At 37.0% G+C, this 22,205-nt stretch carries 20 protein-coding genes; 6 read left to right on the plus strand and 14 right to left on the minus strand.

The genetic code is table 11. The features are described 5' to 3' along the window. Positions 1–37: 37 nt before the first annotated feature. Positions 38–1,669 (minus strand): AMP-binding protein, encoded by a 1,632-nt coding sequence (locus tag AC3RV6_RS16765; protein WP_489747095.1) that lies wholly within the window; start codon positions 1,667–1,669, stop codon positions 38–40. Positions 1,670–1,738: 69 nt separating this feature from the next. Then, entirely contained in the window at positions 1,739–3,298 is a 1,560-nt protein-coding gene (locus AC3RV6_RS16770) for an FMN-binding glutamate synthase family protein (RefSeq protein ID WP_489747096.1), read from the minus strand. Positions 3,299–3,399: 101 nt separating this feature from the next. Here AC3RV6_RS16770 and nfsA point away from each other — a divergent pair, with 101 nt between their 5' ends. The 4 genes from nfsA (at position 3,400) to AC3RV6_RS16790 (ending at position 7,516) form a co-directional block, all read left to right on the plus strand. Beyond that, the gene (gene nfsA / locus AC3RV6_RS16775) at positions 3,400–4,131 is read left to right on the plus strand and encodes an oxygen-insensitive NADPH nitroreductase (RefSeq protein WP_489747097.1); all 732 of its coding nucleotides are present in this window, start codon (positions 3,400–3,402) and stop codon (positions 4,129–4,131) included. A 196-nt stretch (positions 4,132–4,327) separates the two neighbouring features. Then, positions 4,328–5,491, plus strand: coding sequence for a class I SAM-dependent methyltransferase (locus AC3RV6_RS16780; protein WP_489747098.1), 1,164 nt, complete (start codon positions 4,328–4,330; stop codon positions 5,489–5,491). Positions 5,492–5,723: 232 nt separating this feature from the next. Further along, complete coding sequence (locus AC3RV6_RS16785) at positions 5,724–6,518, plus strand: alpha/beta fold hydrolase (RefSeq protein WP_489747099.1); 795 nt, start codon at positions 5,724–5,726, stop codon at positions 6,516–6,518. Positions 6,519–6,535: 17 nt separating this feature from the next. Continuing rightward, the gene (locus tag AC3RV6_RS16790) at positions 6,536–7,516 is read left to right on the plus strand and encodes a diguanylate cyclase (RefSeq protein ID WP_489747100.1); all 981 of its coding nucleotides are present in this window, start codon (positions 6,536–6,538) and stop codon (positions 7,514–7,516) included. 33 nt (positions 7,517–7,549) lie between these two features. Here AC3RV6_RS16790 and AC3RV6_RS16795 read toward each other — a convergent pair whose 3' ends face one another. The 3 genes from AC3RV6_RS16795 to AC3RV6_RS16805 all read right to left on the minus strand — a co-directional run bounded on the left by AC3RV6_RS16795 (position 7,550) and on the right by AC3RV6_RS16805 (position 9,954). After that, the gene (locus AC3RV6_RS16795; protein WP_489747101.1) at positions 7,550–8,482 is read right to left on the minus strand and encodes a 3-hydroxyacyl-CoA dehydrogenase family protein; all 933 of its coding nucleotides are present in this window, start codon (positions 8,480–8,482) and stop codon (positions 7,550–7,552) included. Between the two features lie 106 nt (positions 8,483–8,588). Further along, entirely contained in the window at positions 8,589–9,242 is a 654-nt protein-coding gene (locus AC3RV6_RS16800; RefSeq protein ID WP_489747102.1) for a 3-oxoacid CoA-transferase subunit B, read from the minus strand. A 16-nt stretch (positions 9,243–9,258) separates the two neighbouring features. Continuing rightward, on the minus strand, positions 9,259–9,954 hold the full coding sequence (locus AC3RV6_RS16805; protein ID WP_489747103.1) for a CoA transferase subunit A: 696 nt from the start codon (positions 9,952–9,954) through the stop codon (positions 9,259–9,261). Positions 9,955–10,068: 114 nt separating this feature from the next. Between AC3RV6_RS16805 and AC3RV6_RS16810 the strand changes: the two genes are divergently transcribed. Next, entirely contained in the window at positions 10,069–10,941 is an 873-nt protein-coding gene (locus tag AC3RV6_RS16810; RefSeq protein WP_489747104.1) for a LysR family transcriptional regulator, read from the plus strand. 86 nt (positions 10,942–11,027) lie between these two features. On the opposite strand, the gene AC3RV6_RS16815 is transcribed toward AC3RV6_RS16810, so the two are convergent. The 5 genes from AC3RV6_RS16815 to AC3RV6_RS16835 all read right to left on the minus strand — a co-directional run bounded on the left by AC3RV6_RS16815 (position 11,028) and on the right by AC3RV6_RS16835 (position 15,347). After that, the gene (locus AC3RV6_RS16815; RefSeq protein WP_489747105.1) at positions 11,028–11,468 is read right to left on the minus strand and encodes a hypothetical protein; all 441 of its coding nucleotides are present in this window, start codon (positions 11,466–11,468) and stop codon (positions 11,028–11,030) included. Between the two features lie 18 nt (positions 11,469–11,486). Then, a complete protein-coding gene (locus tag AC3RV6_RS16820; protein ID WP_489747106.1) occupies positions 11,487–11,972 on the minus strand; it encodes an RpnC/YadD family protein in 486 nt (161 codons plus the stop codon). Between the two features lie 233 nt (positions 11,973–12,205). After that, positions 12,206–13,039, minus strand: coding sequence for a beta-keto acid cleavage family enzyme (locus AC3RV6_RS16825; protein WP_489747107.1), 834 nt, complete (start codon positions 13,037–13,039; stop codon positions 12,206–12,208). A 24-nt stretch (positions 13,040–13,063) separates the two neighbouring features. Next, positions 13,064–13,762, minus strand: coding sequence for an alpha/beta fold hydrolase (locus AC3RV6_RS16830; RefSeq protein ID WP_489747108.1), 699 nt, complete (start codon positions 13,760–13,762; stop codon positions 13,064–13,066). Positions 13,763–13,856: 94 nt separating this feature from the next. Next, positions 13,857–15,347, minus strand: coding sequence for a carotenoid oxygenase family protein (locus AC3RV6_RS16835; RefSeq protein WP_489747109.1), 1,491 nt, complete (start codon positions 15,345–15,347; stop codon positions 13,857–13,859). A 196-nt stretch (positions 15,348–15,543) separates the two neighbouring features. Here AC3RV6_RS16835 and groL point away from each other — a divergent pair, with 196 nt between their 5' ends. Continuing rightward, a complete protein-coding gene (gene groL, locus AC3RV6_RS16840) occupies positions 15,544–17,166 on the plus strand; it encodes a chaperonin GroEL (RefSeq protein WP_489747110.1) in 1,623 nt (540 codons plus the stop codon). Positions 17,167–17,223: 57 nt separating this feature from the next. Here the strand turns inward: groL and AC3RV6_RS16845 are convergent, their stop codons facing one another. From AC3RV6_RS16845 to AC3RV6_RS16860, 4 genes are all read right to left on the minus strand, one after another. After that, positions 17,224–18,510 (minus strand): MFS transporter, encoded by a 1,287-nt coding sequence (locus AC3RV6_RS16845; protein WP_489747111.1) that lies wholly within the window; start codon positions 18,508–18,510, stop codon positions 17,224–17,226. 94 nt (positions 18,511–18,604) lie between these two features. After that, on the minus strand, positions 18,605–20,044 hold the full coding sequence (locus AC3RV6_RS16850; protein ID WP_489747112.1) for an aldehyde dehydrogenase family protein: 1,440 nt from the start codon (positions 20,042–20,044) through the stop codon (positions 18,605–18,607). 39 nt (positions 20,045–20,083) lie between these two features. After that, positions 20,084–20,842, minus strand: a complete 759-nt coding sequence (locus tag AC3RV6_RS16855; protein ID WP_489747113.1) for an SDR family NAD(P)-dependent oxidoreductase — start codon at positions 20,840–20,842, stop codon at positions 20,084–20,086. Positions 20,843–21,201: 359 nt separating this feature from the next. Next, complete coding sequence (locus AC3RV6_RS16860; RefSeq protein ID WP_489747114.1) at positions 21,202–21,753, minus strand: PadR family transcriptional regulator; 552 nt, start codon at positions 21,751–21,753, stop codon at positions 21,202–21,204. Between the last annotated feature and the right edge of the window lie 452 nt (positions 21,754–22,205).

Here is a 22,205-nt window from a genome sequence, read left to right on the forward strand (position 1 = left end):
ATTCTCCTTTCTTTGGTAAGGAGAATACGCTTATTTCTTACACAATTAAGTTTTCAGACATTTCTTGCAGCCTGAACTTCATAATTTTCCCTGAGGCAGTCATTGGATACTCATCTGTGAACTGGATATATTTCGGAATTTTATGGTGAGATATATTTCCTTTACAGAAATCACGCACAGCATGCTCATCTAATGTCTTACCTTCTTTTAGAATAATCCATGCGACCAATTCTTCACCATACCTCGGATCAGGTATACCAACAACCTGTACATCTAATATATCAGGATGAGTATAAAGAAACTCCTCCACTTCCTTTGGATAAATATTTTCACCACCACGAATAATCATATCTCTAATCCTTCCCGTTATATCTATATAACCTTCTTCATCCATTATTGCAATGTCGCCTGTACGAAGCCAACCATCGTCAGAAATTACCTGTCGTGTTGATTCCTCGTCATTATAATAACCTTTCATGACATGATATCCCCGTGTACAAAGCTCACCTGGTTCTCCTTCCGGGAGCATTTCACCTGTCGCTGGATCAATGATTTTGACTTCGACAAAAGGATGAGGTTTCCCAACAGTAGATACACGTTTCTCAATCGGATCATCTGTTTTTGTCTGTGTGATAACTGGTGACGCTTCAGTTTGTCCATAACAAATTGTAATTTCAGTCATTCCCAAGTCATCAATTACACGACGCATTACTTCTATCGGACAGGTAGAACCGGCCATAATGCCCGTTCTCAAAGTAGATGTATCAAATTTTCCAAATTCCGGATGATTTAGTTCAGCGATAAACATTGTAGGTACACCGTGTAACGCCGTACACCTTTCACCCTGTACAACTTGAAGAATCAGTTTAGGATCAAATTGCTCAACTAATATCATAGTCGATCCGTGTGTGACTGCTGCAAGTGTCCCAAGCACACAGCCAAAACAATGGAAAAATGGTACTGGAATACAAACCCGATCCTCTTCAGTAAGCTTCATATAATCTCCAATTATCTTGCCATTGTTAACAATATTATTATGTGTCAACATAACACCTTTTGGAAACCCTGTTGTTCCTGAAGTATATTGTATATTAATTGTATCATTAGGATCTAGTGACTGATAATGCTCTTCCAACACCTTATCTGATACACCTTCAGCATGTGCAACAAACTCGCTCCAATTATACATACCCGATTCTGTTCGATCCGTCATCATAATTACCCGTTTTAAATGAGGTAACTTTTCACTCATGATTATGCCCGATTTATGATGAACAAGTTCTGGACATACCTGGCGTATTATATCTATATAACTCGTTCCTTTAAATTCTTCATCTAGGATAAGTGTCGTTGCATCAGATTGCCTTAGCAGATAAGATAACTCAGATGCTTGGTAATTTGTATTCACCGTAACGAGAACTGCCCCCATTTTCCCTGTCGCAAACTGACTCTGTAACCACTGAGGTTTATTGTCTGACCATATTGCTACATTATCCCCCTTTTTAATCCCCATTCCTATAAACGCTTTCGCTAGTTCATCCGTTTCCTCGTCAAACTCCCTATAAGTTCTACGTATTCCATGTTCGGGATATACATATGCCTCTTTATCAGGATATAACACTGCTTGTTGGCGAATAATCTCACCCACAGTATTTTGAAGTAAAGCCATTTCAATTCCCCCTTTGTAAAAACTTATACCCTTATCTTACCAAATATTTAGAATTTAGTAACATATATTTTAATCTATCGGAAATACACGGCCTTGATTATCTTTATAAACTATATGATGCCGCTCCAGTTTCGTTGGTGAGTCAAGTCCCGCTGCTGCTGAAATTCTGAAAAGTCCTTCACGCATAGTTAAAATATAATTTGTCACTCGATACTTCTTCTCTTCGACAACAAGGCCTTTTTGTAAGTTCTTGTCGGTCGTTGCCACGCCAGTTGGACAATCATTCACATGACAGCGGTGCGTCATAATACAACCAACAGAAATCATAAAGCCGCGTGCAATTTGTACAAGATCTGCCCCCATGGCTAAAGCTATCGCCGCGCGATCCGGTGTCGTTATTTTTCCTGAAGCAATAATCTTAACTTGATCCCGCACTTCAAATTTACGAAGCGCATCGTCTAGTAATATCAGTGCAGACCGAAGAGGTAAACCAACACTATCCGCAAGATCTTGATACGTTGCACCTGATCCACCCTCTGCACCATCTAAAGAAATAAAATCTGGCCCTATCCCTGTTTCATGTATATAGGAAGCAAGTTCTTCTGCATCTTGTTTCCCACCAATGACTACTTTAATACCTACAGGTTTTCCTGAGTGATTACGAATTTTTTCAATAAATTCAAAAAGACTAGGATAATCACTAAATTGATGAAACCGATTGGGGCTATTAATTGACGTGAACGGAACAACATTACGAATAGCTGCAATTTCTTCCGTTACTTTTTGTCCTTCAACATGTCCGCCCCGCATCTTAGCACCTTGCGCAAGCTTCAACTCAAAAGCTTTTACTTCTGGCATGTCTGCTTTTTCACGCAATCTCTCCCAACTAAACTCCCCATCCTCAGTTCGAAAACCGAAAAGACCTGAACCGATTTGCGCAATAATATCTGCACCGCCTGATAGATGATATTGGGATAATCCCCCCTCACCCGTATTCATCCACGCACCTTTAGCCATGCCAATCCCTTTGGATAAAGCCGTAATCGCGTTTTCACCTAGTGCCCCGTAACTCATACCTGCTTGACCAAGTAAGCTCCTGACACGAAATGGATGCTCACAATTAGGACCTATCACAATTGCGTCCTCTTCAAGTAAGAGCCAAGGCAATGCAGGAATTTCTTCATGATGTTCTTTCCGAGTAAACAATCCATCCTCATCGACAATATAACGCTTTGTATCGACTAGGTCTTCATTGTCTACACGCATTTCCTCATTTTGCTTTGTGAACATTGAATTTCTAATATAGTAGCCCGGATTTTCAAAATCACGTTTTGACCCGAAGCCAATGACACTATTTAAATACTTTCCCGGGAGCACGATTCCTAAATATTCTTGACGGTTAAATGGTTTACCATCATTATCATCATCGAACAAGTATTGCCTGAACTCTGGGCCTGTTTTCTCTAGTATATAGCGCATTCTTCCCAATACTGGATAGTTCCGTAAAACGGCATGTTGCTTTTGTTTTCGATCATATAAGTAAAGAAAGAGAAAAAACGCAATCGGAATAACGACAAGAAATATGATTAATAACGTCGTGGAAAGTGAAATACTTTCTAACCAACTCATATATCGCACACCCTTCTAAGCTTTAATAGTAGTGTAACTCAATTCAACTCTGTTAACATCTAAGTAATTAAACTATTTAAACTTATCATAGGAGGTATTTCATGGTTATTGATTTATTAACTTCACATTCATCCGTCAGAAAATATAAGGATGAACCTATTGCAAAAGAAATCGTAGAAGAACTTGTTCTTGCTGGTCAACACGCTGCCACATCACACTTTGTACAAGCTTATTCTGTTATCCATGTTACAGATACCGAGAAGCGCGGACAGCTAGCCGAACTATCGAAAAACAGACGGCAATTTTATACTGCCGGAGCAGTACTTGTCTTCTGTATGGACTATTACCGTTTGGAACATGCCGCAAAACTACTTGGTCGCACGATTGACTATTCTGTTGCAGAGAATACTTTAGTTGGTGCCATCGATGTAGGGTTATTCGCTCAAAACGTAGCGATTGCAGCTGAGTCTAAGGGATACGGCATTTGTTATATAGGCGGCGTTCGGACAGCTATACAAGAAATTAGCGATATTTTAGAACTCCCTAAAGGTGTCGTACCATTGTTCGGAATGTCAATTGGTGTACCCAACGAAGACAATGGGGTTAAACCACGTCTACCATTACAAGCTGTTCTACATGAAAATACGTATAATACAAAACAATATGATGAACTGATTCCAACCTATGACAATACGATACAAGATTATTATACAAGTCGTGATTCAAATCAAAAAAATACGACCTGGTCTGAACAAATGGCCGATTTCCTAGAAGAACCAAATAGAACGCATATGAAAGACTTCATGTATAAAAAAGGATTTGAATTTAACTAAAAAATGCTTTAATAAAAAGCATCGCCCTGTGAACTATAACTCTATTGTTAGAAGTATCTCTAACATTGTCGAGTTCACTTTAAGCGATGCTTTTCTAATCTCTATCTACTATTTAATAAAAACTTTATTATTTTTTATATACCTGCAGCTCAAACAATGTAAACTAAAAGTAACTTGTTTTTAAGGAGCGGTACAAATGGATTTTGAACAATTACTAACTCAACTTACAGAACAACTAACCAATAACAGTTTTATCAGCGGTACAATCAGTCAACCACGCACAAAATCAGACGAATTAAAACGTGTTCGCATTAAACCTGTAGAATTACGCGGGGAATTACATATTCAATTTGAATATCAATATGAACGTATTCTAAATCACGACAATATTACAATAGGTGAGTTGCCTGAGAAATTAAAAGAAATCCTAGAACGTTTCCGCCAAGTACATGCGGAGTTCACGGACGAAAAAATTCATATCCAACTATCGAAGAAATTCAAAGTGATGTGGAAAGCCGAAAAATCCCAATCAGCGAAAGTTGCAGACTTATCCCATAACCGCAAGAAAAATTACTTGCTTGATGAAAATACACCCTATCCATTTTTAATACGTCTTGGTGTTCAAACGCCAGAAGGTAAAGTAAAAAAACAAAAACATGATAAGTTTAGGCAAATTAACCGATTTGTCGAGTTCATTGATGATTCCCTCGCATATCTCCCTAAAGATCGATCCGTCCGCATTTTGGATTTCGGCTCTGGGAAATCCTATTTAACTTTTGCACTTTATCATTATTTACGCATAGAAAAAGGGATGAATATCCAAGTAACCGGACTAGATCTCAAGAAGGAAGTCATCGAAGAATGTAGCTTGATAGCAAAAGATCTTGGCTATGATAACCTTGAGTTTCTTGTCGGAGATATCAATGATTATAATGAGGAAACTTCTGTAGATATGGTCGTTACATTACACGCATGTGACGTTGCAACGGACATGGCATTAGCTCGGGCTGTTAAATGGGGCGCCAAAGTTATTTTAAGCGTACCTTGTTGTCAGCATGAACTTTTCAGTCAAATCAAATCCCCTTCGCTTGATGTGATGCTGAAGCACGGTTTAATCAAAGAACGTTTTGCGGCACTTGCAACAGATTCGATTCGGGCTGAATTACTTTCACTTGTCGGATATGAGGCACAACTTTTAGAATTTATTGATATGGAGCATACACCAAAGAACATATTAATTCGCGCATATAAAACTGGCCGAATAGCAACAATTGATGAGCGAAAAAACTATAATGAATTTAAAGATTTGTTAAATGCAAAACCATATCTTGAGAAAGAATTGGGAGATTTATTGAACTAATACAACGCACCAAATACGACTTTACTAATAGCCAGTTATACCCACACCATTGAGTTAGCAGAAAATACCGCTGCTAGCTATTCTAATAATATAGAATCCGTCTACAACCTTGGTATTTACCTATTCCACCTTTCTACCTTTTGAATCTTAAATAGGTAAATGGTATCCTAAAGCTTATTGAGTTCCGTAAAAACCTATGAATGTTGTACACCTTGGAAAGGAGATTAATACTATGCAATCTATCATTAATCGTAATCATATAAAAGTACGTGGAAACGGTGACAAAACAATAATTTTCGCTCATGGTTTTGGGTGCGACCAAAATATGTGGCGATTCATTGTTCCTCATTTTGAAAAAGACTATCGTGTTATTTTATTCGACCATGTCGGTTCAGGACAATCCGATTGGACTGCCTATAGTGCTGAAAAATACAACTCACTTCATGGATACGCTGATGATATACTAGAAATATGTGAGGAACTAGATTTGGAGAATGCAATCTTCGTCGGCCACTCTGTTAGCTCGATGATTGGCATGTTAGCTTCTATTAAAAATCCTAAGTGCTTTGAAAAAGTTATAATGATTGGACCTTCTCCGTGTTATTTAAATCATTTACCTGACTATCATGGCGGTTTTGAAATTAGCGATATTAAAGAACTTTTAACAATGATGGAAATGAACTTTGTAGGTTGGGCTAGCCACTTTGCGCCAATCGCCATGAATAATCCTGACTTACCAATTTATTCACAAGAACTAGAACAGAGCTTTAACGCAACAGACCCAGGCATAACGCATCGATTTGCAGAAGCAACATTCTATTCAGACCACCGTGAAGATCTCTCTAAAGTAACCGTTCCTTGTCTTGTTATACAATGCTCCGAAGATAGTATTGTACCTATTGAAGTAGGAGAATATTTACATAAAAACTTAAGCAATAGTACACTTCAAATAATGGATGCCAAGGGACATTACCCGCACTTAAGTCATCCTGAAAGTACAATTCAATACATCAAAGAATACCTCTAAAGAGAGGATGTTAGTTAATGGACGACCAACTAAACAATTTGCCTTGTGGATTCATTACAATCACAGAAACTGGATTTGTGAAATCAGCGAATCAAACCTTTTTAAAGATGCTAAATTATAAAAGCGACGAAATCATTGATCATCATATCGAGTCGATTATGTCAATTTCAAACAAATTTTTCTTTCATACATACTTTTATCCTTTTATCAGACTTTACGGGCATGTTAATGAAATGTTTTTATCTTTAAAATCAAGCAAAGGTGAAGACTACCCAATTCTTTTATATGGAAAAAGACGAATTCAGGAAAGCGAAGAGCTAATCGATTGTGTCTGTGTTCATATCCCAAAACGCGTCGAGTATGAAAAAGAAATTCGTACTATTAGTGTTAAGATTGAAGATGCTTATCGTGAAAAAGACGAAGCTACCGCTAAGTTAAATATCCTTCTTGACGAAATTGAATTAAAAAACGAAGAACTTATTATGATGAATGAACAACTCGAAATGATGACCTTAACAGATAACTTGACCGGTTTACGAAACCGACAATTTTTTCAAACGAGTTTATCTAAAAGTATCATAAACTTTAAAGAGAATAATATGCCTTTTTCTTTGGCAATAATTGATATTGATTATTTCAAAAAAGTAAATGATACATGGGGACATATTGTCGGCGATCGCGTTCTAATTAAGTTAGCAGAGGTTATGAAAAAGGTTTACAGAGAGTATGATGTCGTCCGTTATGGAGGTGAAGAATTTATCGTCATACTAAATGGGGTAAGTTTTGAAGAGTCCATAGAAAAAGCTGAATTGTTACGTGCTACTGTAGAAAATAATGATTGGGGCAAGTACCCTATTACTGTCAGCATAGGAATAGACACATTCACTAATGAACACAGCGAACAAGTAGTCATCACTAACGCTGACCTGGCACTATATGAATCCAAAAACAATGGAAGAAATCGTGTAACACATTCCTTCCAACTACTAAGAAACTAAAATAAAAAAATCAGCCTCAATCGGCTGATTTTTTTATTTCTCCATATCTTGTTTTAAATATCGAATCAATTCTTTCTCTCGCTTGTTATTCATCTCTTCAGAGAACGAAGCATCCCATTTATAATAACCTTCTCCGGTCTTATTTCCGAGCTTGCCAGCTTTCAGAAGCTTATCCATACTTGGCGCAGATTGTTGTGCAGTGGATAGGTGACTGTATAAGTAATTAGAGATATCCGTGTATACATCTAACCCCCCCATATCCGCAGACAAGAACGGTCCCGTTACAGGTAATCTCCTACCAATACTATAAATAACGGCTGCGTCAATATCTTCCTGCGATGCAATACCTTCTTCCAAAATGTATTGTGCCTCACGCAACAAGGCGAATTGCAAACGGTTCCCTACAAAACCAGGTGCTTCTTTTTTTACTTCAATTGGCTTTTTATTCATATTAGTCATTAACACCAACGAACGCGCCACTGTTGCATCACTTGTCTTTTCACCTCGAACGACTTCTACTAATGGTACTAAATGCGCTGGATGAAAGAAGTGTGTAATGACTGTACGCTCGGGATTAACTGTCTCCGAGGAAATCTCAGTCGGACTTAGTGCAGAAGTATTGCTTGCTAAAATAACATCAGCATCACAAAGACTGTCCAACTGGTTGAATATACTTTTCTTAAGTTCAATCTGTTCTGGCACAGCCTCGATGATAAAAGTTGCCCCGATAATAACTTCTTCAATCGTCGTTACAGTTTCGATTTTACTTTGAATTACTAATGATTCTGCTTCAGTAGTTAACCCGTTCTGAATTAGCACCTGTAATTTACTGTCTATGCCTTGTAAAGCACGATCTATGTCAGCACTATCTACGCCTTGCATTTTCACGTTATACCCTGCCCAAGCTGCACTTAGCGCAACTGAATGCCCCATTGTGCCACAACCGATAACTGCTATTTTCTCCATAATATAACCTCCTGTCAAATCTAACTAGTTAAAATTTCATTCTATTGTATTAAAAAGCGATACCTAACATAACAGGTATCGCCACATTTTTATTGTGTAAAGTAAATTAATTCGCCGCCAACAAGTCTGCCGATATTGTAAATGTTGCTTCTGTTTTCTCAACCACTTCTTCAGTAGTTACACCTGGTGCAGTTTCGATTAATACCATTCCTTCATCCGTGAAATCAAATACAGCCAAATCTGTAATTAATCTATCTACTACACCTTTACCTGTAAGTGGCAAAGTACAAACCTTCTTCACTTTTGATTCACCATGCTTACTCACATGATCCATAATGATAATTACGCGTTGTGCACCAACAACAAGGTCCATCGCGCCGCCCATACCTTTGATCATCTTACCAGGAATCATCCAGTTTGCTAAGTCACCGCTTTCTGAAACCTCCATACCACCTAAGATAGCTAAATCAATATGTCCACCGCGGATCATCGCAAAAGATTCTGCACTATCAAAAAATGAAGAACCCGGAACAGTCGTAATTGTTTCTTTTCCTGCGTTAATTAAATCTGCATCCTCTTGACCTTCAACTGGATAAGGTCCTATGCCAAGTAGCCCGTTTTCTGATTGCAATAATACGTTGAAATCAGCCGGAATTTCATTTGCAACGAGTGTAGGCATTCCGATTCCAAGATTTACGTTCATACCGTCTTTAATTTCCTGAACTGCACGTTTTACAATTGTTAGTCGCATATCTGCCATTTTTCATCTCTCCTTTTTACGCTTTTGTTACCGTTAAGCGCTCGATGCGTTTCTCATAATCTGTTCCAAGTAAAACCCTTTGTACGTAGATGCCTGGTGTTTGAATTTCTTCTGGACTTAATTCCCCTGCTTCTACAATTTCTTCTACTTCTGCAATTGTTATTTTACCCGCCATTGCCGCAAGTGGATTAAAGTTTCTTGCTGTTTTGTGATAAACCAAATTGCCAAGTGTATCCGCTTTCCAAGCTTTTACTAAAGCAAAATCGCCTACAATTCCCTCTTCAAGTAAATAAGTTTTACCGTTAAATTCTTTTGTTTCTTTTCCTTCTGCTATTGGTGTTCCTACGCCAGTTGCTGTGTAGAAACCAGGAATCCCTGCGCCACCTGCTCTAATTCTTTCAGCAAGTGTTCCTTGTGGTGTCAATTCTACTTCTAGTTCACCGTTCAAAAATTGCTTTTCGAAGATCTTATTTTCCCCAACGTAAGAAGCAACCATCTTTTTAATTTGCTTATTTACAAGTAACAGACCAAGTCCTCCGTCGTCAACACCACAGTTATTACTAACAGCAGTTAAATCTTTCACGCCACTGTCACGTAATGCTGCAATTGATTTCTCTGGTATACCGCATAGACCGAACCCACCTACAATAATTGTATCGCCATCTTTTATGTCTGAAATCGCTTCCACGAATGAATTACATACTTTACTCATTTAATTACCTCCTCTAACTCTTTACTAATAGTTTACACAGTTCTGACTTATATGTAAAATACATATATAGAATGAATCGTATTCTCTTTGCGAATAAATGGAAGGTTGATAGAAATGGAATTTAAAGATCTTAAAGCTTTTATCGAAGTCGCAAATCACTTTAGTTTTACAAAGGCCGCTGAACACTCCTACCTTTCTCAACCATCCTTAAGTAAAGCAGTAAAAAAGTTGGAAGAAGATCTTAACGTTTTACTCTTCAACCGCTCTACACGTGGGCTTATTTTGACGGATGCTGGAAAAATAGTTTATAAACAAGGGCAACAAGCTCTTTCTGTCTTAGATGAACTACCAAACTTATTGGAAGGGCTTACCCATGGGACTTCAGGCGAAATTAAAATTGGTATGCCACCACTAATTGGAACACTTTTCTTTCCACAAATCGCCAGAAACTTTAAAGAGCAATATCCCAGTATTAGAATAGAATTACATGAAATCGGCGCTAAAGTAGTGGAACAACTTGTCGAAGAAGGACAAATTGATGTTGGTATTGTTGTATTACCAACAGACAATTCAATCTTTAACGTACATCCTTTTATTTCGGATAAATTCGTATTATTTGTCCATCGTGATCACCCCATTGCCAAACGTGAATCGGTTGCTTTATCAGAACTAAAAGATGAAAACTTTATACTTTTCTCTAAAAGCTTCGCCTTACACCACTACATCATTGGCGCATGTAAAGAGGTAGGCTTTAATCCAACTATTTCATACGAAAGTTCACAATGGGATTTAATTATAGAACTTGTTTCTTCAAACCTTGGCATTACTTTACTTCCTCAATCTATATCGGGTAAATTCAATAACGAGAATATCAAAATGGTACCACTTAAAGCTCCGTCCTTACTATGGAAGTTAGGTATCGTTACTAAAAAGGATAGCTATCACTCATTTGCATTAAAGAAGTTTATGGAAATGTTTCAAGATTAAAAAGTCGTTTATAAATTTTGCACGTAACAGAAATACCCAATGCAAATTCACTTTTACATTGGGTATTTACAATTAATTTATTGGTTTCATATCGATTTTCTTAAATCCTCTATTATCTCCTTATCTAAATGAGTTACCCTGGCAATAACGTCAATTGACAAGCCTTCCTTCAACATTTCAAGAACAACTTCTTTTTCACGTTGTTCTATTCCTTGTTCTATTCCTTGTTCTATACCTTTCCTAATCCCTCTTTCTTCCCAGGAGTTGGGGAGCTTTGTAAACTCTTCTGCATTATCCAAGTGGCTAATTTCACGCATAAGTTCTTCCTCCTCTTTTTCATCTAGTTTTAAATATTGTTCAAAAAAGTCATTGATAAATCTGGCTCTTGCAGGATTTAACTCCATCTTTACCATCATACGTAAAAACTCCAATTTAACCCGAACTTTTTCCTCTTTACTATACCCCATCTTTCCCAATAATGCCGCCGCTACCGGATTATCAGACTGCAAATATTCCCGCCAATTCATTTTCTTCAATTCCAACATTTAGAAATTAAAGGTCAGCACTTGAAAGAAAGGGAATTCAATTGTAAATTGATTGTTTTCTATGTGTTTTTCATCATAACTGAAAATAGCAATTGGTAAAATAGGTTTTCTGTACTTATTATAAAGCAAGCTAAAATAATGATACATGCGCTGCTCAAAATCTTTTCGATAAGTACTTTGCGGTTCTACATGAATAATAATGAGCGTATCTTGCCCTTTCAATTTCGCTTCAATCACAACATCCACCCGACGATTTTCGCCATCGATTAAATCGGTAAATAACTCTTCAGATAACGGTTTAATTGACTTGAAATCAATACCGGCATGTACATCCGGGAAAAAAACTTCTAAAAACTCGACGAAGAAATTGTTAATAAGCTCTTTGAATAATTGATCATGTTTCACATACTTTTTCTGTTCTTCTTGAATTACCATCGCATGTTTATAAGGGGTGGGAGATTCCTTCACGCATGCCATTACAGCCATGTCCTAAACACATCCTTTTCAAAGTAATGATGTCTCAGCTAAGGCGCAATTATCTATTTATTCAATTATATCAAAAAGAAAGAAAAAGAACAAGGGTTCTTAATTGTGAAACGTAATCGCGTAAATTACTTTTCACGATTAAAAAAAGATTAGACATTAAAGTCTAATCTTTTTCTTCTTATATTAATTGATCATTAAAATCATTGAACAAAGTTAAATCTACATTATATAGATTACTTTGCTGTCGTAAATCTTCTATTAGGTATCGAGAAAATATCTTCTGCTTCTTCTGGTGTAGCAACTTCTCGACCCAAATCTTTTGCTATCGTCACAAGACGCTTGATAAAGTCTGCGTTTGATTTAGCTAATTCACCTGGACGTATATAGATTTCATCTTCCATACCTATTCTCACATGCCCACCTAAACCAACTGCCATCGTGTGCATGAGAAGTTGGTTTTGTAGTGCGATAACACCCCAAGTAGAATTTTCCGGCAGATTATCAATCATTCCTAATAATGCTTTTGGAGTAGCAGGTGCACCACCTGGAGCCCCAACGATTAATTGAAAATGGTATGGCGCAGATATGAGACCTTCTCCAATGAGTTTTTTAGCATTCTCCATCATTCCAAGATCAAATACTTCTAACTCCGGCTTCACTTTACAATCCTGCATCTTTTTACCGGCATCTCTCAAATAACTTGGTGAATTTATGAAAGCAACTTCTCCAAAGTTTAATGATCCCATGTTTAATGAAGCTAATTGCGGTGATAAGTCACATACCTTTAAACGCTCTTCTTCAGGCTCATTTAGTTTAGAAGCAGTTGTTAATCCAATTAAAATATTACAACGATCTTTGATTTTTTTAACCGCTTCTTCAAATACTTTAATATCTCCAGTACCTGAACCATCTTCTGCTCTAACGTGAAGATGAACTATTGAAGCACCGGCTTCACATGATAGACGAACTTCCTCTGCAATTTCTTCTGTAGTAATAGGTACATATGGCGTAGTTTCTTTCGTAATAAGACCACCGTTTGGCGCTACTGTAATGACTAACTTCTCCATATCTTCATCCTCCTAATATACGATTTAGTTTTGCTCAATCCATGTTTGAAGAACTTTAGCAACTTCAGCTGGCTGTTCTAAAGGAATCATATGACCTGTATTAGCGATAACTTTAAATTCCACATTTGACGCGCCTTCAGTTAGTTCCTGTAGCTTAACAGCTGGAACAACACCGTCTTCTTTTCCTGCAATAACAAGTTTAGGTATCTTCGTTTCTTTAAAGATAGCTGTGCGATTGGGTCTGCCAATCGTTGCTTTCACATGTTGAACAAATAGTTCTGGACCATAGTCATTTACTATTTTAGTGCGCATACGCATGATTTCTTCATCCTGCATACTATCCGGATGGAAAGTTAAAGGTCCATTGGCCTCCATCATCGTAAAATACTCACCGTTTTCTGCTCTAGCAATCGCCTTTTGTCTTGCTTCTTTTTGTTGGTCAGTATCAGAATTACTGTTAGATGCTAATAAAATAAATCCTTTTATAAGTTCTGGTGCACGTTCAAGCATCGATAAAGCGACATAGCCACCGAATGAAAACCCACAAAGGTAGAAAGGTTCTGTTTTGCCTTTTAATAACTGATCCGCAATTTCATCTACGTCTGCCAGTGGTGGGACATCTACTGCATCAACGTTCCACTCTTTAGGTAAATTTTGTTTAACTTGATCCCAAGTTTCCGAAGTATTATTTAATCCTGGAATGAGCACTACATTCTTCGTCAATTAAATCACCCTTTATATATAATGAATATAATTTTAGCCGCAGACGGATACTTTCCACCTGCAGCTTCAATTAATAAATATCTTAAATCAGCTTTTATTTAGCTGGACGTTCTCCGTAAATTCTGTCACCGTCTACCCAACAAGCGTGTGTTCCTGTTTGGACAACATGCGGCAATATAATCGTAGCGACTGGCCCTTTTTCAATTTCTCTTGCATCAAGAATGATACACTCTGATTGATTTTTAGCTTCGTCAATGATCATTGTAATTAAATAACCATCATCTTCTTCAACTGAATTAGGTGATCGTGCAATTTGCGGCTCGTCTCCGTAGCGTCCTTCACCGTACTCATAACGTGTTGACCCCCCAGTTAATAGGTCATACTTTTTAATACCTGTGAACAACCAATCACCTGGCTTGAATAATGTGTTGTAGCTGTAACGGTATTTATAGCCTACAAAGTCATTACTAACAATTGGGAACTCTGTTACTTCATCATCTATACGCTCTTCAATCGTTTTACCTGTCTTCATATTAAAACGGAATCTCCACATATGCGTTTGTGTTTTATGTTTATCTAAATGGGCAAGAATACGCTCAAATGGATCACCATTCTTTTCACCTACGCCTGGTGCTTTGGGGTTAAATGATACACACGCGTCCATAATCACTTCATCGCCCTCTTCATAAGAGTTAGAGAGGTGAAGGATATAACAAGGTGTTGCTTCAAACCAACGAATTTGCGAGTTGTCCCCAAAACGTGGGATTACGCCAAAACGACTTGGAATATCTTTAAAGAATTTTGTTTGACGAATGCCCTTCGCTAAATCTTTTTCATCAAAGAACATTGGTAAGTCATGTAAAATTGTGTGGTTTTCCGTAATACCCATATCATGCGGCCAACGAGCGCCTGGCAATTCTACAGGTACATAGTGAACCATTTCGTTATCACGATTGATAACGCCATAGTTCATGTACGGATATTTTTCCCCAAAGTTAAAGAACATCATATCTCCAGTTTTCGCATCTACTTTATAGTGAGAGCTGATACCCAATGAGCTTAGGTGTTTACCCCATTCACTTACACCAGTTGTTTCCAATGTAACCGGATCCAAACGATAAGGCTCACTACCTTGAGACATCGAAGCAAGTAATTGTCCACTGTGCCCAATTACATCTGTTCCCGCATTATCTTTCATGGAACCGATTGCACCCCAACCACGCATTGTATAAAGTTCCGGCTGAAGTAATCCAGGCCATAATGAACGACCCGCCGCTTGCTCTGCTAAAAATCCAACTGTTTGAACAAAGCGGTTACGATATGTAGCTTTTCCGTTTTCAAAATGAATGGCATGTAGCATTCCATCACCATCAAATGGATGGTATAAACCAATCGATTCATGTGCTTGGTTATGCGTATTACGTACGTAAATTCCGTGTAAATCTTTCGGTATATCTCCAATTACTTTCAAACTATCAGTGTCAGCCGTATATTCAGTATCATTAGGTTTAAATGCGCCTTTAAGAAATGGGTTACCTTCAACTTTCAAACTGGATAGGTCATACTTTTTATGAACTTCAATCATAATATTTCCTCCTTAGAAAATTAAATTATTTGATACTTCTAATTATATATTCTTCCACTTGTATGTCAATGATTATATATGTATATTTGTATATAGGTAATCGCTTTCAATCTTTAATTATAGAAACTACATCATCTAAATTCTTTATTACTAAAATGATTAATTAATATAATTTAAACTTAAAGGAGTGCTAACTATGTCAAAAGAAATTAAGTTCGGTGAAGAAGTTCGTAAAATGATGTTGCATGGCGTTAACCAACTAGCTAACACTGTTAAAGTCACACTGGGACCTAAAGGAAGAAATGTCGTATTACAGCGTGATTATGGTCCACCTTTAATTACAAATGACGGCGTTACAATAGCTGGCGCAATTAACTTTGCAAATCCTTACGAAAATATGGGTGCAATGTTAGTAGTAGAAGTTGCAATAAAAACGAATGATTTAGCGGGTGATGGTACAACAACAGCAACTGTTCTAGCGCAAGCAATGATTCGAGAAGGTTTAAAAAATGTTACCGCTGGTGCAAATCCTGTTGGTTTAAGAAGAGGAATCGAAAAGGCTGTTGCTACCGCTGTTAGTGAACTTCAAAACATTTCAGTAACCATTAATGATAAAAATTTAATCGAACAAGTTGCGACTATCTCATCCGGTAGTTCTGATATTGGTAAATTGATTGCTGAAGCGATGGAAGTTGTAGGAATTGATGGCGTAATTACTATTGAAGAATCCAAAGGCTTTAATAATGAATTAAAAGTTGTTGAGGGTATGCAATTTGACCGCGGCTATAGTTCATCTCATATGGTTACAGATCATGATCGTATGGAAGCTGTACTAGAAAATCCTTATATTTTATTGACAGATCATCGATTGATGAATTTAACAGACATTGTCTCGATATTGGAAAAGGTTTTAAAAGAACAGAAGCCGCTACTAATCATTGCAGATGATATAGAAGGAGAAGCACTTTCTACTTTAGTAGCAAATAAATTACGCGGCGTCCTAAATGTTGTTGCTGTTAAAGCACCTGGTTTTGGTGAACGTCGTAAAGCAATGTTGGAAGACCTTGCCGCATTGACAAATTCACAACTGATTGCAGAACATCTAGGATTAGAATTAAAGAATGCTACAATTGAAAATTTAGGCAGTGCTGCTAAAGTTGTCGTTACAAAGGATCATACAACAATTATTGACGGAACTGGACAAGCTGTAGATATTGAAAAACGTGTCTCTCAGATTCGTAATCAAATAGAAATAGAGACTTCAGACTTTGAAATTGAAAAGTTACAGGAACGGTTAGCACACTTAGCTGGTGGCGTTGCAATTATAAAAGTTGGTGCTCATACTGAAACCGAATTACAAGAGCGTAAACTTCGAATGATTGATGCATTAAGCTCAACTCGTGCCGCTGTGCAAGAAGGTGTTGTCCCTGGAGGTGGAACTGCACTTGTAAATGTATACGAAGCTGTTGAAAAACTACTTGCTATAACTGAAGGTGACGAAGCGACAGGTATTAAAATTGTGCTACGCGCATTAGAAGAACCTGTTCGTCAAATTGCTATCAATGCAGGATTTGAAGGCTCTATTATTTGTGAACGTATCAAAACAGAACAAACTGGCATCGGCTTCAATGCTGCAAATGGTAAATGGGTGAATATGTTACAAGAAGGAATTATTGATCCGACCAAAGTGACACGCTTTGCCCTTCAAAATGCAGCATCAGTAGCAGGAATATTCCTAACTACAGAAGCCGTCGTTTCCACGATTCCTGGAACAGAAGATCATGACGATTCAAATGACCCAATGCACCATCATCATTAATATTAAAAGGCTACTTACAAGTTAACTTGTAAGTAGCCTTTTTCATCTATTTATATATTAATTCGTAACAGGTTGTTCAATCATAGCTTCACTTTGTTGCACTGCTTTATTTTTTTCATTAGTCATATGCACTTTTTTACTAGTCATATAGAGGAAAATTGCACAAACTACATATAGTCCAACTGATACGAACACACCATAACTAAATCCTGCTCTAATATCATCTCCAGCAAAATTAACAAGAAAGCCCGTCAATAAAGGTGCTATAATACCTGCTAAACTACCGAAACCAGTTTTAAATCCTAGTATCGATCCTACTTGACTCGGATGAACCATCGAACTTACAACACTTGAAGTAAAGGGTGCAATACAGTTGTTCATCGTAATACCAAGCCCTAAAAATATAATAGCAAGTACTGGAGAAGTTACAACTGTTGTTAATGCAAATGATATAGCAGCTATAATCATAGCAGTTACAGCAACTCTAATATAAGACTTGAATGGACTCTTTGTCTTTGCAAATAAACGGTCCGCAATCTTTCCAACAATTATTGAAACAATTGCAGCAGATATACCAATTGTTGCAAAAGCAAGTCCCATTTTTTCAGGTGTCAATCCTACAATCTTAGTTAAATACGTTGGTCCCCATACAACAACCCAGGCAATTAACCACATTACTGTAAAGAATGACATCAATATGGAAATAAAGTATGGCGTCGCCATAACTTTCAACATTTCACTGAAAGATACTTTCATTTTTTCAGTACCTGATGCATCTGCAACCTCTACCGAATCCTTAGGCTGTTCTTTAAAGAATACAAAGAACGATAACCAAACTAAACTAGCTAACCCAAGTGCAGCAAATGTATGTTGCCAGCCAATACCTGCAATCATTTTCACTAGAAGTGGCGCGGTAAGATAGGCACCGAATGTGGCACCAGATAAAAGAATTGCATTCGCTGTTCCCCTTGAACCAGCGACAAACCATTTCGCGATATGCGCCATACAAAGTGCTAAAGTTCCACCTTCAAAGAAACCTAATGCAATACGAATAATAACTAATCCTGTTAAACTACTTACGGAGTAAGCACAAAGTAGTGAAACTGTCCAACCAGCTGCAATAAAAACAATTAGTTTCTTTGTTCCGTATTTAAAAGAAAGACTTGCAATTAATACACTACCTACCGCATAAAACCAATAAAAACTACTTCCTGCGAGTCCAAACTGTTCAAAATTCAAACTCAAATCAGTGATGATAGGATCAGCAGCTAATCCAAGTACTGACTTATCAGCAAAGTTTAAAACATAAAGAACAAATAGCATAGCTAATACAAACCAACGCATAAAATCTCTCCTCTTCAAGTGAAATGACTAATTTCTCCGAATACTTCAGTTCTAAAAAGGCTATTATTATTAATTGAAGGATGGAGATATCAGGTTAAACCTGATACCACCATGGACTTTCTTCAGTCGTATTCTTTCTAATAATCAATTGATGACGTAAAAATCTGCTTAAACCTGTTTTACCAAAACGTGACTCACCTAATCCCGAACAATTAAACGACGAGTATTCAGGTGCCTCTGTAATTACAAAAGGTAATACACCTGCATCATTTATACTTACGCCACCCGCTCGTAATCGAACAGCAACTTCATAAGCTTCTTTCTCATCGCTAGAGAAAACTGAAGCACTTAATCCGTAATTAGAGTCATTAGCTAATGCTATCGCCTCTTCAATTGTCGAGAATGACATGACTGGCATTACAGGACCAAAAGTTTCGTCAATCATAATAGACATTGAATGATTAACATTTGTTAGAACTGTCGGACGCATCCAACGACTATCGTCACGATGTTCAATTTCTCCGCCACATTGCACTTCAGCATTTTTCGCTAAAGCATCATCTAATTGATTTTTAATAATCACTGCCTGCTGATCAAAAATAATCGGTCCAAGATGACCATTTCCAAGTGTATAAGCAAGTTCAATTTTGTTCGCTTCTTCTACTAAACGTTGAACGAATGTATCATGTATTTGTTCATCTACATAAATACGTTCCGTAGAGAAACATTGATGTCCGACACCGCAAACAGCGCCAAATAAAATACCTTGTACCGCACTTTCAATATCAGCAGATTTCAGAACAATCGCAGGATCTTTTCCACCTAACTCTAAAAATGCTGGGATAAGATTTTGTCCAGCTTGTGCCGCCACTTTACGTCCGGTTCTTTCACTTCCCGTAAAGACGATTAAATCTACCTCATCAATCATCTGCGCGCCTACTTCGCCTGCACCTACTACGTACTGTAAGACAGCAGCTAACTCAGGAACTGCATCAATTGATTTCTGAATTGGCTCTATAAAGCGAGGTGTTACTTCACTTGGTTTTACAATGACTGCACTTCCAGCTAATAAAGCCGGAATCATATCCATTGTAGAAAGGGACATAGGGAAATTCCATGGACTAATGACGCCTACTAACTCATAAGGTACAATTTCTTGCCCTATTTCCATTGTAGGCATATGTTCTGATGTCTTTGGTGTGTGTGGAGCCATTACATCCGCGGCTACAGTAGCCCAACGACCAATCCATTTACTAATGTTTTCAAATTCACGAATAGATTCATTTAGACGACCTGTATCTGCGACAAGCGCATCCATAATTTCAGCTTTATGCGATTCAAGAGAATCTTTCCATTTGTTAAGTACTTCAACACGTCCTTGAAGTCCTAACTTTCGCCATTGTTCTTGTCCCTCGCGAAGACGACTACATTGAGTTTTTAATTCAGCTACCGTTGTCGGAGTAAATTTATAATCCACTTCACCGGTACGTGGATTTCGAACATGTATTTGATGACTAGTTTGTAATTCAGCCATTTACTTACACCTCTTTAGTTTAATTTTATACGGGTACAATTATGAAACGCGACGTCCGCCACTAACTTCAATAATTTCACCATTGATATAGTTTGCATGATTTGACGCAAGGAACATTACGGCTCCTGCAATATCTTCAGCTTGCCCTGCTTTTTTCATAGGAATTCGATCAAGGATTGAACTATAACTAGCTAAAGGCGCATCGGTTTTATGGAATGGTGTATCAATAAGTCCTGGTGCAACAGCATTCACTTGGATATTATATTGGATTAATTGCTTAGCTAATGCGCGTGTAATGGCACTAACTCCACCCTTTGCAGCTGTATAAGCTAAATCTTTCATTGTTCCACCTGTACGTTCAACAGCACTTGTAATATTAACAATTCTAGTATTTTCTTCGCCTTTTAACATAGGAAGCGCATATTTTGTAACAAGGTAAATGGATTTAAGATTAACATCCATTACTTTATCCCACACCTCTTCTTCAAGCTCTTCAATCGTGCTTGTTGTAATTGATGCCCCTACATTATTAACTAGTACATCTAATTTACCGTATTTCTCCTGGATTTGTTTTGCGATATTTTGTACATCCGCCTTACTTGAAACATCGCCATCTACTAATAATGCATCTGAACCAAGTTCTTTTAATTGTTGTAAAATTTTCTTGCCATTTTCTGCATCATTGTAACCGTGAACAATTACATCCGCGCCTCTTTCAGCAAATCCAATTGCTGTCTCTTTACCAATTCCAGTTGTACTTCCTGTAATCCAAACTACCTTTTTATCGAATGTATACATATTAAATTCCTCCTATTTTATTCTTTTTAGTATTATAAATATAATAAAAAAATTTACAAAGTAATTCTTGGTAACCGTTTCCATTACCTATAATTCTTTAAGGTTCATCAACAAATTCCAATTATGGATGCCTGAATACCATCGTATATATGTATTCTTTTTGACAATTCTAAGTATATTTTCATTTCATTCATATGTCAATGCTTATCTATAAAAATATACATATGTAATATTTTACTTAAAAAGACGGTATTCTATTTAAGCTTAAAATACTTTGTTACACGGGGAAATAGTTTACTCAATTTAAAAACAGTACTATCCAATTATTAATGGATAGTACTGTTTTTTAAGAATTCACATCACTTTTCAACAGTGCTTGCGGAATACAAAACAAGAAGTTCATCGCACCAATCAAGTTCAAACTGAAGAATCCGAGTCTTTCTTTTCAACAATAAGTATCTGCTAAAATGCAGCTGATTCATATCCATATGATCAATCGCTGGATCTTCTTTTAATGCTATTAGCTCCTTTAAAAAGTGCTCTTGTTTTTTTACATAAGTGTTTCTTCGGGTATTTAATAATTGAATAGCTACCTCAGGATTTGCTAGCCAAATTGAATAAAACTTTATGATGAATTCGTCACGGATAATTGGTTCTACAGGCTCTTCTTTAATCCATTTTTTTAAAGTTTCTGTTCCTTTTTCAGTAATATAATAATTCTTTTTATTTGGTTTGCCTACTTGTTCAATTAACTCGAATTCCACGATTTCTTTCTTAACTAACCTAGCGAGAATTGGATATATCTGGCTCAAGTTTGCAGCCCATAATAGTTCCAATTGTTTCCCAAGTTCATAACCTGACATCGGCTTTCTAGATAAAATCCCCAATATTGCATAAGCAAGTGAATTCACTTAATCTCCCCCTAATATTCCCAAAAACTCTTCTGTTTATGTATTGTACTAATAAAAATGTAGATTACAAGTTATTTATGAATATTTATAAGCTCTAACGCCTAAAAGCAAAAGCCTGAGCAATACAACATCTATATAATAATAATAGCACATCTTTACTTTGCTAGCGCTACCGACAATAAAAGATAACGATTATTAGTAACATTAATATGGTTTGTCGGATATTTTCTCTAATCATCAAAATACATGCTATCATTAATAAATAGAATCTTTCAAAATGGAGCAATTCTTCGATGGGTTTGATTACATTTGTGGAGAATACCTTCAAAATTCACGTAAACCATTACCAGAACACGAAGAAATTCTGTATAAATGGATTAAGGAAGTTTGTGAATATAGATTGCATGCATATTTTGAACGGAAATCCAGTTCACTATAAATGAGGCAACGAA

Source organism: Sporosarcina sp. So3-204 (genome assembly GCF_058068165.1).